This window comes from Paraburkholderia silviterrae, from assembly GCF_004353915.1.
Taxonomy (GTDB): domain Bacteria; phylum Pseudomonadota; class Gammaproteobacteria; order Burkholderiales; family Burkholderiaceae; genus Paraburkholderia; species Paraburkholderia silviterrae.
In genome coordinates this window covers 271175-285260 of record NZ_SMRP01000006.1, presented here as the reverse complement: position 1 = coordinate 285260, position 14086 = coordinate 271175, and the positions used below count along the sequence as shown (strand labels likewise).

Sequence of the window (14086 nt, the reverse complement as noted above, 5' to 3'; positions counted from 1 at the left end):
GTGGCGAGGCGCGGGTGAGCGCAGCAAGCCAGTGCCGCGCGGTGCATGCGTGATGCTAGAGACGATCGAGCCGGTAGCCGCGTCCGTGGACGGATGCAAGCCGATAGCCGCTCTCCGGCGCGAGCGTGAGCTTCGTGCGCAAGCGGCAAATCTGCGTGTCGATGGTTCGCGAACTGACGCCGTCTTCGCCATTCCAGACCAGATCGAGAATATGCTCGCGCGACAGCGTCGTTCCCAGATGCTGATAGAACAGCAGTGCAAGCTTGAATTGCCGCGCGGTCAGATGAACGGCCACACCATTGCGCGAAACGCTGCATGCCACTGGGTCGAATTCGAACGCGTCGGCGGCTTCTTCACCATTGCCGGGCGCAACCGCTCGCGCGCGACGCAACACCGAGCCGATGCGGGCGCGCAATACGCCGGCCTCCACGGGCTTGATCAGGTAATCGTCGGCCCCGGCGTTCAATGCCGAGGTCTCGTCACTATCGGCCTGGAACGAGGTCACGAAAATGACCGGCACGTGAATGGCGACGATCTCCCGAATCTTCGTCAGGACATCGAACCCCACCATATCGGGCAACGCATGATCGAGTATGAGCAGGTCGAATGTCTCGCGCCTGAGTGAACGCAGCAAGGCCCTGCCCTGCGTGAAGGGGCGGCAGACATAGCCCTCGGGGGCCAACACGCCGCGAATGAACTCCGCTTGTTCTGGATCGCTATCGAGAATGGCAATTCGCATTCGATAAAGCTGCCTCTTTTATTGCCTTACAAAATGGATGCAAAGTATTTTGGCGCACGAGCGCGCATTTGCAGAACACGCTGCAATCCATTCGATATAGAAAATGCCAGCCCTGTATGGAGGGCAATGGGACCGGCGAAAGAGGCTGGTCATTGGTGGGGGATCACCATGTACCGCAACCGGCCTCGGGCTCCGTGCATCCACGCCATGCAGCTCGACGTGGGTTGTAGATGAGTCACTCTATTATTGAGCAACTACCTGCGTAAAGGTTGTTAAATCGTGTCACACGCAGGTAGCGGCCGCTCTTAGAATGCGGCCAGTTCACGAGCTCAATCGTCAATCGAAGTTGCCATGCTTCCATCAAGGCAACTCGATAGCCGGGCACGACGCAAGTTGTGGACGCAAGCCGCCCGCGCCATTACCAGCGCAGCAGCCGCGGCCCGAGCCACGCGCCGATCGCGGCCGGCAACAACATGCCGAGCGCGTACCAGATGCTCCAGAACGCCGGGCTCATCTCCGGGCAGTGCACGCAGTAGGCGATGGTGGCAAGCGAGCTCGCAAAGAGGCCCGAGGCTACGCCCGCCAGACGCGGGCGGGTGGGCGCGAGGCCCCGCGCGGCCCAGAACACTGCCGCGAACGTGGGCACCGAAAGCAGCAGGATATTGAACGGGCAAGTGCGCCACGACGCGCCGAGCATGAGCGGCACGCGCTCGGCCGGCGCGGCGGCGCCCAGCGTGAGCCAGCCTGCCACCCACACGGCCACGAACGGCAAGGCAACCAGCGCCCACGCATAGCCGCCGCGCCCGCCCGGGCGCCCCAGCCGGCTCACGACCCGCGCGGCGGTGAGCGCCACCGCAACCGGGAAGGCGAGCTTCGCCCAGAAGATCGGCGTCTGCGCGACGCTCATGAGATCGGGCCGCACGCCGAACACCAGCGCCACGATCACGAGCGACCCAGCGAGCCCGAGCGGCAGCGCACGCGCGAAGCGGCGCAAGACCGCCTTGCGGTCCACGCGCGTGACGCCGGTGGAAAGCAGGTTGATGAGGTCGTCGGTTTTCATTGCGCCCCCCGAATGCGCGCCGCGAGCGCCTTCAGGCCACGGTGGATGCCCACCTTCACGGCCGACTCCGAAAGCCCCGTGAGTTGCGCGGCCTCCACCACCGAGCGTCCCTCGAGCTTCACATGAACAATGGGCAGGCGCTGCTTGTCCGGCAACTGGTCGAGCAGCTTGCCGATGTCGCGGCGGGCCTGGGCCGGCTCGTCGTCGGGGGTGGCGAACAGGTCGGTGTGATCGTCGAGCGGGTCGTTCAGCGATTCGCGGCGGGAGCGCGAGCGAAAGAAGTCCATCAATTTGTAGCGGGCGATGGCGTGCACCCAGGCGGTCAGCGGTTCTTCGGAGCGCCACGTGTGACGCGCGTTGTGCACCGCGAGCAGGATCTCCTGCACGAGGTCTTCCACGTCGTCGTGCAATTGCGGAATGCGCCTGCGCAGATAGCCGCGCAAATGCCGCGTCAGTTCCTGAAGGAACAGGCGGTACGCGTCGGCGTCGCCTTCCAGGCCGGCGAGGAACAGCGCTTTGAGACGGATTTCCGCGGGATGCAAAGGGCGTCCTGTGTTGTCGCGACGATCGGATGGCGCGCCTGCAGCGGTGCCCGCGCCCGCGCCGACTTCCACACCCGCCCCGAAGCTTGCAACAGGCTTGCGCGCGGCATCGCCGGGTGCAGCGACGTCGCCGGCTCCAAATACGGGCGCGATCGCGTGAGCGTAGCCCATGGCGTCGCGCACCGCAATAGCGGCCGCGCCGCCGCCCTGCGCGGCGCGCTCGCCCGTCTGCATCCAACCCGCCGCGGTGTTCGCCCAGCCCACGCTTTCGCTCCCGATTCCTGAATTTGCCCGCGCTTGCCGTGCGCCGTAAGGCGCGAGGCTCCCTGGAGGCTATTCGTCCGAAACGCGCGCGCGGTTACACACCGCATGAAATTTCTGGCAGCGAGCGCAAGCCGTGCAAATTTCTCGCGCGTTGCTGTAACCACAGTTCGGCCCACAACGAATTCACCAGTACCTGCACGTCACGAGGAGTCCGCGATGGAAACCACAACCGCCCGGCCGCCTGCGAGCCAGCCGCTCGTGCACGGCGCGCGCCCGATTCATCCGCTATGGCTGCGCGTGACGCACTGGCTCAATGCAGCAGCGGCGCTCATCATGATGTGCTCGGGCTGGCGCATCTATGACGCCTCGCCGGTCTTCCCCCACCTCGTCATCCCGACGTCGATCACGCTCGGCGGCTGGCTGGGCGGCGCGCTGCAATGGCATTTCGCGGCCATGTGGCTGCTCGTTTTCAACGGGCTCGTGTACCTCGCGCTCAATATCGCCACCGGGCGTCTGTTCGCGAAGTTCTTCCCGCTAAGCCCGCGCGCCGTGTTCGCCGACCTGCGCGCAGCACTCACCGGCCACCTGTCGCACGCCGACCTGCGCCACTACAACGCCGTGCAAAAGCTCGCCTATCTGGTCGCCATCGCCGACCTCATCGTGCTCGTGCTTTCCGGTCTCGCGATCTGGAAATCCGTGCAGTTCCCGCTGCTGCGCGAGCTCATGGGCGGCTATGACAACGCTCGCGTCGTGCACTTCTGCGCGATGTCGCTGCTGGCCGCGTTCGTAGTCGTGCACGTCACGATGGTGGCGCTCGTGCCGCGCTCGCTCATCACCATGCTGCGCGGCCATTGAGCTTGACTTTGCTCATCGATAAGGATTCCAGATGAACACGAACGACCGCAAAATCGTCACGCTGGACCGCGCGGCGATCCTCGCCGATGCGCGCCGCGAAACGGCCAGGCTCGAGATGCCCTCGCGACGGCTGTTCGGCAAGCGCCTGCTCACGCTCGGCGGCCTTTCGATGCTGACCGGCTGCTCGATCACCGACGAGGCCTCCGTCAACACGTTTCTTACCGCCGTCTCGCGGCTGAACGACCGCGTGCAGGCGTGGCTCTTCGATCCTCACCAGCTCGCGCCCACCTACACCGAGGCGCAGATCACACGGCCATTCCCGTTCAACGCGTTCTACAGCGTCGACGAAGCGCCTGTCGTGGACGGCGGCAGCTACCGCCTCAAGCTGAGCGGACTCGTCACCGGCCAGCGCGTGTGGACGCTGCCCGAGCTCTACGCGCTGCCGCACGCCGAGCAGATCACGCGGCATATCTGCGTGGAAGGCTGGAGCGCCATCGGGCGCTGGGGCGGCACGCCGTTCGCCAGCTTCCTGCGCCGCGTGGGCGCGGACACCAGCGCGAAGTACGTGGGCTTTCGCTGCGCGGACGACTACTACGAGAGCATCGACATGGCCACCGCGCTGCATCCGCAAACGCTGCTCGCATTCGACTACGACGGCGAGCGCCTGCCTGCCAAATACGGCTACCCGATGAAGCTGCGCATGCCGACCAAGCTCGGCTACAAGAATCCGAAGCACATCGTCGAAATTTTCGTCACGAACACGTACCCCGGCGGCTATTGGGTCGACCAGGGCTACAACTGGTTCGGCGGCTCGTGACGGCCTGAATTGCCGGACCTTATTTTTCACCCACCAGGTTTTCACCCACCAAGGAGCACAGCCATGAAGAAGATCATTCTCGCCGCTATCGTCGTCAGCGCCGCCACGCTGGGCGCAGGCACCGGCACCGCGTTCGCGCAAGCGAGCGGCGCGATGGGCAACGACGCCATGCAGAAGGACACCATGGGCAAAGACGCCATGTCTCACGACAAGATGAGCAAGGACGGTGCGATGGCGCACGACAAGATGGGCAAGGATTCAACCATGAAGAAGCACGACGCGATGGGCACGGACCATCCCGCTTCAGGTTCCATGTCGCAATGAACCTGATGCTCGCGACGCAATTCGCCCCGCCGCAATCCACGCCGCATCACAGGCCGAATTGCGCCGCGAGCCGTGCAGCCTGCCGCGCCACGAAGCGTGGCTCCAACGTCTCTGGCCGCCGTGGACCTTTTCAAGGTGCCACGAGCAAGGTTACTTTAGCTGTCATTCCTGAGGTAACGTGTCATGCACGCGCGAGCCCGCCGTGCGAATGGAGCATGTGAAGAATGGCAGCCAGAACGAACGAATACGCGCAACCCATCGGCGACGCCCTGTCCGGCTGGACGGCGCGCGAGCGGCCCGCGCGCGTGAGCATCGAGGGCGCGCGCTGCCGCATCGAGCCCATCGACGTCGACCGGCATGCCGCCGACCTTTTCGACGCCTATAGCCAGGTCGCCGACGGCAGCGACTGGACCTATCTGACGATTGGTCCGTTCGTGGACCTCGCGGCGTATCGCGCGTACCTCACGGGCGCGGCCGCCTCCACCGACCCATTGCATTACGCGGTCATCGACCGGGCGAGCGGCAAGGCCGTGGGCACGTTCTCGCTGATGCGCATCGATCCGGCGAATGGCGTGATCGAAGTCGGCAACGTCACCTTCTCCCCGCGGCTCAAGCGCACGGCGCTCTCCACCGAGGCGCAGTATCTGTTGATGTGCTACGCATTCGACGCGCTCGGCTACCGGCGCTATGAATGGAAATGCGACAGCCTCAACGCGCCCTCACGGCAGGCCGCGCTGCGGCTCGGCTTTCAATTCGAAGGCATCTTCAGGCAGGCCATCGTGTACAAGGGACGCAGCCGCGATACCGCGTGGTTCGCCATCGTCGACAAGGACTGGCCGGGCGTGAAACGCGCGTTCGAAACCTGGCTCGACGCCGGCAACTTCGACGCCGAGGGCAATCAGCGCGAGTCGCTCGCCGGCCTGCGAGACGCGCAGGCGCGCGGCTGATTCGCCGTCTGCAGGGTCGTTGCCGATTCGCTGCCGGTTAGCTGCAAGTCAAGCGCCGCCGTCAACCGCCCCGCCGGACACGGCAAGCACGGCGCCCGCGCGCGCTGTGCGCATTCACATTTCACGCCGTGATATATTGATTCCCGCACCAGTGTTATCGAAGTCGATGCCGACGAAATCGCCTGCGGGCCGATTGCGCGGCATATCTGGCGCCAGCGAATCCGGTCGGGTGACCGGTGAGTATGGCGTATGCTGATCGAGCTTCCATGGACCGACGGGATGCACTCAACGTAAGCGTACCCAGGGCGATGCATGCCATGCGTCTTGCGTTCCGCCGGCTCCAATACACACAGGAGTCCATATCATGCCAGTTTCCCGCCGGCGTTTCATGATCCTTGCCGCCTCTGTCGCGTCGACGACGGTGCTGTCCACCGAGTCACGCGCGGACGCCCCATTGCTCTCCGTGACCGACCCCACAGCACAGGCGCTCGGATACACGGAAGACGCCGCGAAAGTCGACAAGTCGAAATTCGCCCGCTACCAGGCCGGCCAGACCTGCGCCAATTGCCAGTTGTATTCAGGCAAGCCCGGCGCGGCGACGGGCCCCTGCGCAACCTACGGCGGCAAGCTGGTGTATGCGAAGGGCTGGTGCAACGCTTACGTCAAGAAGGCCTGACGCTGCGGTCGATGACCGGAAAATAACGGGCGGCGCGATGGACCAGCAAGAAGGTCCATCGCGCCACCCGTTATATAGAAGGCTTCGCGCTGGTGCTTGCGCTTCAATGCGCGATCCGGTGACCGATCAGTTCCTTCACCACGCGCGGATCGGCCAGCGTGGAGACATCGCCGAGATTGTCGTAGTCGCCGTCGGCAATCTTGCGCAAGATGCGGCGCATGATCTTACCTGAACGGGTCTTCGGCAAAACCGGCGCCCATTGGATGAAGTCGGGGCTCGCAATTGGGCCGATCTCCTTGCGCACCAGCGCCACCAGTGCCTGGCGCAACGGCTCCGTGGGCTCCACGCCCACCTTGAGCGTCACGTAGGCATAGATGCCCTGCGTGTACGGCTTGATCCAGTCGAGACGTTTGCCTTGCTCGGACCGGTGTCCTAATTGAATTGCCGATAAAGAAATAGTGAAGCACTGAGATGTCATTGCTGGGGCCGCAACAACCCCCAGCTGACGAGGATCGCCCGGATGCTCCGCGCGTACGCATCGCGTTCTCGCGGCGACTCCGAGTGATACGCGCCAATTGCCCGCCACGTGTTGCCGTAACGCACCATCTTCTGTTTGAGCAGCCACGCGGCCACGAAGATGTTCACGCACGGGTCGGTCAATGCGCGATGCGGGATACCCTCACGCGCGAGTTCGGAAAAATGGACGGAGTTGATTTGCAGTTGCCCCACGTCGATCGAGCCATTGGCGTTGTGGTTGATAGCGCTCGCGTCACCCTTCGATTCGCGCCATGCCACGGCACGCAGCACGAGCGGATTGACGCCCTGGTATGCGCCCGCCTTTTCGAAACACTCGTCGCCGTTCGCTGCATGCGCCATCGGACAGCTGAGTGTGGCCGCGGCAAGCCACGCAAACAAGATCCGGTATTTCGAACACCGGCGTGCAAGAGACATGTGCTGAGCCATCGTTCTGGCCTCCAATGCGCGAGTTAGCGCGCCAACGCAACATCGAGCTGCCGTTCGATGTCCTTGAGGTAGACACGCGACGCGTCGGACACCACGAGCCTGGGAGAAGGCATGGCGCAATGGCAGTCGTGCTGGCGCGCCTTCCTTTTGCGCGAGACGGAATGCGAGGCGGGTAGCGCGTCGTCATCGCCGGTCGATGGCGGCAGCATGGCGAGCGTGGGCAACGGCGGATAGACGCGTGACACGTCGGTATCCGACGCCAGGGCGACGGCGACGGCGCCGGGCTGGCCCGCCCACGCGCTGCAGGAAACGAGCAGGACCAGTAACGGCGCGGCCCCGGCGAGAACATTCGGGCGCATCGCGTCAGTCCCCCGATTGCAGTGGTTCGATCGACACGCTGTATGTCTGGTTCGCGCCGGCCGTGACATTCTCGAGCGCTGGCTTGAGTGATTGCCGTGGCGGCACGCCCTTCCAGATCGCCTCGTTGAGGTAGCGCAGATCCTGGCCGAGCGCAGTCACGCGGATCACAGTCGGCTGCCTCTGCGCGGCGGCCAGCGCCCCCGCCTTCGCGAGCACCGTGGCTAGTTGTGGATCGCGTGCGCCGAGCGCGTCGGCGGGAATATCGAACCGCATCACCACGGTTGGCGCGGCCGGCTTTTCAGTGTTTGCCGTATCGGCCGGATGCAGTTGCGCGCACCCCGCCAATGCCATCACGGCGATCAAGAACACGATGTGCTTCACGTTTGCCCCTTTTCGAAACCTCATGCCTATAGGCGCGTTTTCGGCTCGCATCGGACGCGGCTTGATACCCCTACCGCAAACGTTTTCCAAAAAGGAAAAGTTCGCTCGCGGCACGTGGCTTTGCGCAACGTCGGTGCGAAAGGCGCCAGAATTCATGCAGAGAAATGCTTCGTCGCGGGACTGGCGATACGGCACTCGCTAGCGTGGGGGCAACGCCGTGTCCGATGCATGCTGCATTGCCAAATGTCTGACGAATAAGGATTGCCCCGTCAAAATCATATGGATTCCTGATTGAATTGCGCGCGATGGCACGGTTTGAAGCGCATACATTCTGCGCGATTCGAGGCGTGGATCAGTTAGCCGTTCCGGTCGCGCAGTATTGCGCGAAGTTCGCCTCGGAGGAAGCAAAGCCTTGCTGCTTCGCGAGTTCCCACGGGCGTTCGCAGCGCTGCGTGTGTTCACACCACGAATAGCCCGCGGAGCCAATGCATCCATGTGCGTCGCGATCGGCACCCACCATCGTGGACGGGGCAGTGGAATTCGCGGTAGAGCAAGCGCCAAGCACGCACGTGGCAGCGGCAAGACAGATTCGAAGCAGGTTTCGGCGCATGGGTGAACTCCGGTGGGATGGGGCTGAATGCCGGCCGGAGTCTACCAGCGTCTCACCGCGACGGGCTCAGGGTTGGCCGATGTATCAGCGCCGCAAGCTTTCAATCTTATTTCAATCAGAAAACCTGATAGCAACGTTCAATTTATTGCGTTTCCCTTAAGCGTTGCCATGCGGCAAAGTGTCATCTCCGCGACTGGAGTGATCTCCGTGAATCAACGCATCGACCCGTCCCTACTTGCCCCACCCGACCTGTCGTTCGCGACGCTGGACTCGGGCGTCGTTCTGCCGTACCTCGAACGGGGCACCGGTGAGCCACTGCTGTTCGTGCACGGCTCGCTGTGCGACTACCGCTACTGGGCGCCGCAGCTGGACGGTCTCGCGGACGATTTCCGCTGCATCGCCCCGAGCCTGAGCCATTACTGGCCGGCCGCCGACGCCTGCATCCAGGGCGAATTCGGCTGGGAAAGCCATCTGCATGAGCTGGCCGACTTCATCGTCGCGATGGGACTCGAGTCGGTGCATCTGGTGGGTCATTCGCGCGGCGGCTCGATTGCGTATCACCTCGCGCGCCGCTATCCGCGCCTCGTGCGCACGCTCGTGCTCGCCGATCCGGGCGGCCCGCTGCGCCGCCTCGAAGACGACGAAGACGTGCTGCCTCCCGCCACCAACGCGCTGCGCACGCGCGCGGCCGATCTCATCGAGCGCGGCGAGCTGGAAGACGGGCTGGAGCTGTTCGTGGATTCGGTGAGCATGCCGGGCGCCTGGCGCAAGAGCCCGCACGCCTTCCGCGAAATGGCCATCGCCAACGCCACGACGCTGCCCAAGCAGCTGCTCGATCCGCTGCCCGCCTACATGCGCCGCCCCGCGGCGGACATCAAGTGCCGCACGCTGCTGATCGACGGCCAGCGCAGCCCGCTGATGTTCCGCAATAATGTCGAGGCGCTCGAAGAGTGGATCGACTTCGCGCAGCGCATCACGATGAAAGGCGCGACGCATGGCATGAACGCCACACACGCCGATCTCTTCAATACGCACGTACGCAACTTCGTCACGCAGAGCTGACGCGCGCGTCGTCTGCCGTTTTCGGGCACGCTTGCAGCCTCATTTGGCGAACAGCTGCCCGATGTCCTTGAACGCCTTGAATTCCAGCGCGTTGCCGCACGGATCGAACAGGAACATGGTGGCCTGCTCGCCCACCTGCCCCTGAAAGCGGATATACGGCTCGATCACGAATTGCGTGCCGAACTCGCGCAGCCGCTGCGCGAGCGCCTCCCACTGACTCCATTCCAGCACCACGCCGAAATGCGGCACCGGCACGTCGTGGCCGTCCACCGCGTTCGTATGCGCGCTTTCCTGCGAGGCGGTTTTCGGGTGCTCGTGAATCACCAGTTGATGACCGAAAAAGTCGAAGTCGACCCAATGGTCGCTCGAACGGCCTTCTTCGAGACCGAATACACGGCCATAGAAGTCGCGCGCGGCCGGCAGATCGTAGACGGGGATGGCCAGGTGAAACGGGGAAAGGCTCATGGTTCGCTCCATACTCGCTATGCAATGCGTTCTACCGTTCGTGCCGGCGCTTTGTCGGGCCATGATAGACGGCACGGTTGAAAAATAAAATCAATATATAATTTCGCCATACACAAACGGAATTTGTGAATGATCCGCGAGCTGAAGACGCTGATTGCCGTCGCCCGCGAGGGTACCTTCGCCGCCGCCGGAAAGCGGATCGGCCTTACGCAGGCCGCCGTGAGCGCGCAGATGCAGCGTCTCGAAGCCGAGCTCGGCTTCGCGCTGTTCGACCGCGAGGGGCGCACCGCACGCTTGAACGCGCGCGGCCAACAGATTCTCGTGCAGGCGCAGGAGGTGATCCGGCTTTACGGCAACCTGAGCACCGTCACCGTGGACCCGGCGGTGGCCGTGCGGATCAATATCGGCGCGATTGCATCGGTGCAGCGCGCGTTGCTGCCCGACGCGCTCGCGGCGCTGCGCCAGCAGTGCCCCGGCGCGAGCACGCGCGTGATTCCGGGGGTGTCGATGGAACTCCTCAATCTCGTCGACGCCGGCGAAATCGATCTGGCCGCCATCATCCGCCCTCCCTTCGCACTCCAGAGCGATATGCGCTGGACTCCGCTCGCGCAGGAACCTTATCGGCTGATCGTGCCGCGCGGCGTGAAAGGCAGCGACTGGATGGAGCTGATCGCCACGCGGCCGTATATCCGCTATGACCGCGCGTCGTTCGGCGGCCGGCAGGTCGACCGCTTTTTGCGGCGCATGCAGTTGCCCGTGCAGGACGTGTGCGAGCTCGACGAGCTGGAGGCCATCGTGAAGCTGGTGGAGAACGGCGTGGGCGTCGCACTCGTTCCGCAGACCGCCACCTGGCGGCGCTGGCCCGCCAAGGTGCGTGCGATCGACCTCGGCCACCATACGTTTCATCGCGACGTCGGCATCGTGCATCGCGACGCGAGTCAGATGAGCGAGACGGCAAGGGTCTTGCTTGGTCTGCTGGAAACCGAGTCGCGGCGAGAGGGCTGACTCTTCCGGCCATTCTGCGCCCCTCACGCGGCCGAACGCCGCGTATTGGCCGCGCTTCGCGATTTCGAATTGCACGGCATGGCCAAAGCGCAGAGCATGTGTGCTCATGCAAATGGAGTCGCCTATGAGCTTTCCCCTAGCCGTCTTTACCGGCCGCGTTCTTGAATACCCCGCTGGCCGTCCGAGCGCAATCGCCAAGCGCGCTGTCAATAGCGCGCTGGTGTTGAGCGAACGCGGCCTTGAAGGAGACGAACAGGCAGAACCGGGGATCCACGGCGGTCCCGATCGCGCGCTGTGCCACTATCCGCGCGAGCACTATGCCCACTGGGCGCGTAAATTTCCCGCGCGGGCCAACCGGTTTGCTGCCGCGTCGTTTGGTGAAAACTTGTCCACCGTTGGGCTGACCGAAGAGAACGTCTTTATTGGCGATATCTTTTGCTGGGGCGACGCGCTGATTCAAGTGACGCAGCCGCGCTCGCCCTGCTTCAAGGTGAATTTTCACTTCGCCATCGAAGACCTCTCCCTGCAGATGCAAAACGCAGCGCGCGTAGGCTGGCTCTATCGCGTGATCGCCGGCGGCCGCGTCAGCCCCGAAGCACCGCTCGAGCTCGCCTCGCGTGTAAGCGACGTTACCGTGCTCGACGCGGCGGCCATCGCCTGGCACCTGCCGTTCGACGACGCACAGTATCGCCGCTTGCTTGGCGCAGCCGGGCTATCGACAAGCTGGACGCGCACCCTGCAAAAACGGCGCCTCAGCGGCGAGATCGAAGATTTTTCGCGCCGTCTTTGGGGCAGCGCGCGACCGTGATAAATCGCGCGTGCCCCGCGCTCGGGCTCTCCCCCCGAGCGCCCCATGCACATCAGCCGCCAAGCGCCGGATCGCTATAGCCAGGACGCCCCGTTTCCACGTGCCCCGCAATGCGGCGCACGAAGCTCGCGTCGCTATCGACGGTGATGGTCAGGTCGTACCAGCCGTAAGCGTTGCGCAGATCGAGGTAGACCTGCTCGACATCGCCGCCGCGCACGCTGTGCACGACGGGCGTGCCCGGGTCGTAGGCGTTGACGATCGTGAACTGGCATTTCGCATTGCCCGTGTTTTGCAGGCGCAATTGCAGATTGCCGTTCGCCACGTCGTAGCCTTCGGTCACCTCAGGGCGCGCAGTGTCGCCGCCCAACCAGCTCATCTGCACCTGCTTGCCCGCGAAGCGGCGCAAAAAGCCGTTCGGTCCGTGCACGGTGAAGTCGTACGCGCCGGTCGTGCCAAGGGTCAGCTTGTCCTCGAGACGCTTGCCCGCCTCCACCGTATAGCTGAGCGGCGCGTCGGCGCTGCCCGCGGTATAGACGAGGAACACCGCGCCGGCACGCCCCGTATTGATGAAGTGCATGCCCGCCTTGCCCGAAGCGCCGTTCGCGTCGAAACGCACGAACAACTCATAGGGCAGCGCCCGTGCGAGGCGCACGCCGCTCTCCTGTTTCGGCACGCTGCCGGTAGCAGGCGGCTGCGGCACATAGCTCGGGTGGCGATTGCGATCGGGCGGCGCGTAGCCGCTCGTGGAAGGCAGCACAGGCAGCGTGGCATTGGGCGTGGCAAAGTCGAACGCCGAAGTGAGGTCGCCGCACACGGCACGGCGCCACGCGGTGATGTTCGGCTCGCGCAGGTCGTGCTGCTCGCCGAAGCGCTTTGCGATGAAGCGGATCACCGAGGTGTGATCGAAAGTCTGCGAGCACACCCAGCCGCCGCGCGACCACGGCGAAACAACCAGCATCGGCACGCGCTGCCCGAGGCCGTACGGGCCCGCCGCGTATTTGCTGCTGCCCGGGAAAATCTCGTTGACGGTGTCCACCGTGGAAAGCCCGTTGGCACTCGACGCGGCCGGGAACGGCGGCGCGAGATGATCGAAGAAGCCGTCGTTCTCGTCGTAATTGATCAGCAGTACTGTCTTGCTCCAGATCTCGGGGTTCGACGTGAGGATCTGCAGCACCTGGTCGACGTACCACGCGCCATAGTTCGCGGGCCAGTTCGGATGCTCGGAATAGGCCTCGGGTGCGACGATCCACGAAACCTGCGGTAGTGCGTTGTTCTGCACGTCCTGCTTGAGCACGTCGAAGTAGCCGCCGCCCGCGAGCACGTTCGTGCCCGTGCGCGCGCGGTCGTAGAGCGGGTTGCCCGGCTGCGCGTTCTGGTATTGATGGAAATACAGCAGCGAGTTGTCGCCGTAATTGCCAATATACGGGTTGTCGCCGGTCCAGCCCCACGAGCCCTTCGCGTCGAGCCCTTCGCCCACGTCCTGATAGATCTTCCACGAGATGCCCGCGCCTTGCAGCGCTTCAGGATACGTGGACCAGCCGTAGCCCGCTTCCGCGTTGTCGATCACCGGGCCGCCGCCGCTGCCGTCGTTGCCCACCCAGCCGGTCCACATGTAATAGCGGTTCGGATCGGTCGAGGTCATCGTCGAGCAATGGTAGGCGTCGCAGATCGTGAAGGCGTCGGCGAGCTGGTAGTGGAAGGGAATGTCGTCGCGCGTGAGGTAGGCCATCGTGGTCGGGCCCTTGGCCGGCACCCACTGGTCGTAGCGGCCGCCATTCCAGGCGGCGTGCGTCGTGGTCCAGTCGTGCGGCAGATCCTGGATGAACTGCAGCCCGAGGTTGGCCGCCGTGGGATGGAACGGCAGCACCTCACCCGCGCCTGCCGCGAGTGGCTGGTTCCACACGGGCTGCCCGTTGGGCAGCGTGATCGCGCGCGTGTCGCCGAAGCCGCGCACGCCGCGCAGCGTGCCAAAGTAATGATCGAACGAGCGGTTCTCCTGCATGAGGATCACGATGTGCTCGACGTCGCGTATGCTGCCCGTGCGATTGTTGGCCGGAATCGCAAGCGCGTTGCGGATGCCCAGCGGCAGCATCGTCAGAGCAGTGGCCGAACCGGCGCTCATCGCGGCGGTGCGGAGGAAGTCACGGCGGCTTCTCGAAGTCATGTTGTGGTTTCCGTCTTCGGGTTGAGAATGCCCGCGCGACGCGG

Annotated in this window: 16 protein-coding genes and 1 pseudogene; 8 read left to right on the top strand and 9 right to left on the bottom strand. The window is 64.3% G+C overall.

Going from position 1 to position 14086, the window contains the following annotated elements; genetic code table 11:
- Positions 1 to 55: 55 nt before the first annotated feature.
- From EYW47_RS15605 to EYW47_RS15595, 3 genes are all read right to left on the bottom strand, one after another.
- The gene (locus tag EYW47_RS15605) at positions 56 to 739 is read right to left on the bottom strand and encodes a response regulator transcription factor (RefSeq protein WP_133195715.1); all 684 of its coding nucleotides are present in this window, start codon (positions 737 to 739) and stop codon (positions 56 to 58) included.
- A 418-nt stretch (positions 740 to 1157) separates the two neighbouring features.
- Positions 1158 to 1799 (bottom strand): DUF1109 domain-containing protein, encoded by a 642-nt coding sequence (locus EYW47_RS15600; RefSeq protein ID WP_133195714.1) that lies wholly within the window; start codon positions 1797 to 1799, stop codon positions 1158 to 1160.
- On the bottom strand, positions 1796 to 2341 hold the full coding sequence (locus tag EYW47_RS15595; RefSeq protein ID WP_133195808.1) for a sigma-70 family RNA polymerase sigma factor: 546 nt from the start codon (positions 2339 to 2341) through the stop codon (positions 1796 to 1798). The genes EYW47_RS15600 and EYW47_RS15595 overlap by 4 nt, the downstream gene beginning before the upstream one ends.
- A 480-nt stretch (positions 2342 to 2821) precedes the next feature.
- On the opposite strand from EYW47_RS15595, the gene EYW47_RS15590 reads away from it, so the two are divergent.
- The 5 genes and pseudogenes from EYW47_RS15590 (at position 2822) to EYW47_RS15570 (ending at position 6224) form a co-directional block, all read left to right on the top strand.
- Entirely contained in the window at positions 2822 to 3460 is a 639-nt protein-coding gene (locus EYW47_RS15590; protein WP_133195713.1) for a cytochrome b/b6 domain-containing protein, read from the top strand.
- A gap of 31 nt (positions 3461 to 3491) precedes the next feature.
- Positions 3492 to 4277, top strand: a complete 786-nt coding sequence (locus EYW47_RS15585) for a molybdopterin-dependent oxidoreductase (RefSeq protein WP_133195712.1) — start codon at positions 3492 to 3494, stop codon at positions 4275 to 4277.
- A gap of 63 nt (positions 4278 to 4340) precedes the next feature.
- Positions 4341 to 4601, top strand: a complete 261-nt coding sequence (locus tag EYW47_RS15580) for a pentapeptide MXKDX repeat protein (RefSeq protein WP_133195711.1) — start codon at positions 4341 to 4343, stop codon at positions 4599 to 4601.
- 224 nt (positions 4602 to 4825) lie between these two features.
- Positions 4826 to 5539: pseudogene (locus tag EYW47_RS15575) on the top strand (GNAT family N-acetyltransferase); the annotation flags it as partial.
- Between the two features lie 373 nt (positions 5540 to 5912).
- On the top strand, positions 5913 to 6224 hold the full coding sequence (locus EYW47_RS15570; protein ID WP_133195709.1) for a high-potential iron-sulfur protein: 312 nt from the start codon (positions 5913 to 5915) through the stop codon (positions 6222 to 6224).
- A 103-nt stretch (positions 6225 to 6327) separates the two neighbouring features.
- On the opposite strand, the gene EYW47_RS15565 is transcribed toward EYW47_RS15570, so the two are convergent.
- From EYW47_RS15565 to EYW47_RS15550, 4 genes are read right to left on the bottom strand one after another with little or no spacing between them, the layout of a single operon-like run.
- Positions 6328 to 6702 carry an AMP-binding enzyme gene (locus tag EYW47_RS15565; RefSeq protein ID WP_133195708.1) on the bottom strand — a complete coding sequence of 125 codons (375 nt, stop codon included), beginning with the start codon at positions 6700 to 6702 and terminating at the stop codon, positions 6328 to 6330.
- The gene (locus tag EYW47_RS15560) at positions 6699 to 7175 is read right to left on the bottom strand and encodes a lytic transglycosylase domain-containing protein (RefSeq protein ID WP_165976576.1); all 477 of its coding nucleotides are present in this window, start codon (positions 7173 to 7175) and stop codon (positions 6699 to 6701) included. Before EYW47_RS15560 ends, EYW47_RS15565 begins: the two co-directional genes overlap by 4 nt.
- Positions 7176 to 7210: 35 nt before the next feature.
- On the bottom strand, positions 7211 to 7546 hold the full coding sequence (locus EYW47_RS15555; RefSeq protein ID WP_133195706.1) for a hypothetical protein: 336 nt from the start codon (positions 7544 to 7546) through the stop codon (positions 7211 to 7213).
- 4 nt (positions 7547 to 7550) lie between these two features.
- Positions 7551 to 7898, bottom strand: a complete 348-nt coding sequence (locus tag EYW47_RS15550) for a hypothetical protein (RefSeq protein WP_205710084.1) — start codon at positions 7896 to 7898, stop codon at positions 7551 to 7553.
- Between the two features lie 847 nt (positions 7899 to 8745).
- On the opposite strand from EYW47_RS15550, the gene EYW47_RS15540 reads away from it, so the two are divergent.
- Positions 8746 to 9600 carry an alpha/beta fold hydrolase gene (locus EYW47_RS15540; protein ID WP_133195703.1) on the top strand — a complete coding sequence of 285 codons (855 nt, stop codon included), beginning with the start codon at positions 8746 to 8748 and terminating at the stop codon, positions 9598 to 9600.
- A gap of 39 nt (positions 9601 to 9639) precedes the next feature.
- On the opposite strand, the gene EYW47_RS15535 is transcribed toward EYW47_RS15540, so the two are convergent.
- Entirely contained in the window at positions 9640 to 10065 is a 426-nt protein-coding gene (locus tag EYW47_RS15535; protein WP_028219857.1) for a VOC family protein, read from the bottom strand.
- A 129-nt stretch (positions 10066 to 10194) separates the two neighbouring features.
- Here EYW47_RS15535 and EYW47_RS15530 point away from each other — a divergent pair, with 129 nt between their 5' ends.
- Entirely contained in the window at positions 10195 to 11070 is an 876-nt protein-coding gene (locus EYW47_RS15530) for a LysR family transcriptional regulator (protein WP_133195702.1), read from the top strand.
- Positions 11071 to 11176: 106 nt separating this feature from the next.
- Positions 11177 to 11878 carry a 6-hydroxyaminopurine reductase gene (yiiM, locus tag EYW47_RS15525; RefSeq protein ID WP_205710077.1) on the top strand — a complete coding sequence of 234 codons (702 nt, stop codon included), beginning with the start codon at positions 11177 to 11179 and terminating at the stop codon, positions 11876 to 11878.
- A gap of 52 nt (positions 11879 to 11930) precedes the next feature.
- Here yiiM and EYW47_RS15520 read toward each other — a convergent pair whose 3' ends face one another.
- On the bottom strand, positions 11931 to 14042 hold the full coding sequence (locus EYW47_RS15520; protein WP_133195700.1) for a phosphocholine-specific phospholipase C: 2112 nt from the start codon (positions 14040 to 14042) through the stop codon (positions 11931 to 11933).
- Between the last annotated feature and the right edge of the window lie 44 nt (positions 14043 to 14086).

Excerpts from the sequence above, each read along its gene's own strand:
- yiiM (WP_205710077.1), top strand. The coding sequence starts at position 11,177 with ATGCAAATGGAGTCGCCTATGAGCTTTCCCCTAGCCGTCTTTACCGGC.
- EYW47_RS15590 (WP_133195713.1), top strand. The coding sequence starts at position 2,822 with ATGGAAACCACAACCGCCCGGCCGCCTGCGAGCCAGCCGCTCGTGCAC.
- EYW47_RS15560 (WP_165976576.1), bottom strand. The coding sequence starts at position 7,175 with ATGTCTCTTGCACGCCGGTGTTCGAAATACCGGATCTTGTTTGCGTGG.
- EYW47_RS15585 (WP_133195712.1), top strand. The coding sequence starts at position 3,492 with ATGAACACGAACGACCGCAAAATCGTCACGCTGGACCGCGCGGCGATC.
- EYW47_RS15520 (WP_133195700.1), bottom strand. The coding sequence starts at position 14,042 with ATGACTTCGAGAAGCCGCCGTGACTTCCTCCGCACCGCCGCGATGAGC.
- EYW47_RS15555 (WP_133195706.1), bottom strand. The coding sequence starts at position 7,546 with ATGCGCCCGAATGTTCTCGCCGGGGCCGCGCCGTTACTGGTCCTGCTC.
- EYW47_RS15605 (WP_133195715.1), bottom strand. The coding sequence starts at position 739 with ATGCGAATTGCCATTCTCGATAGCGATCCAGAACAAGCGGAGTTCATT.
- EYW47_RS15580 (WP_133195711.1), top strand. The coding sequence starts at position 4,341 with ATGAAGAAGATCATTCTCGCCGCTATCGTCGTCAGCGCCGCCACGCTG.
- EYW47_RS15565 (WP_133195708.1), bottom strand. The coding sequence starts at position 6,702 with ATGACATCTCAGTGCTTCACTATTTCTTTATCGGCAATTCAATTAGGA.
- EYW47_RS15550 (WP_205710084.1), bottom strand. The coding sequence starts at position 7,898 with ATGGCATTGGCGGGGTGCGCGCAACTGCATCCGGCCGATACGGCAAAC.
- EYW47_RS15535 (WP_028219857.1), bottom strand. The coding sequence starts at position 10,065 with ATGAGCCTTTCCCCGTTTCACCTGGCCATCCCCGTCTACGATCTGCCG.
- EYW47_RS15530 (WP_133195702.1), top strand. The coding sequence starts at position 10,195 with ATGATCCGCGAGCTGAAGACGCTGATTGCCGTCGCCCGCGAGGGTACC.
- EYW47_RS15570 (WP_133195709.1), top strand. The coding sequence starts at position 5,913 with ATGCCAGTTTCCCGCCGGCGTTTCATGATCCTTGCCGCCTCTGTCGCG.
- EYW47_RS15600 (WP_133195714.1), bottom strand. The coding sequence starts at position 1,799 with ATGAAAACCGACGACCTCATCAACCTGCTTTCCACCGGCGTCACGCGC.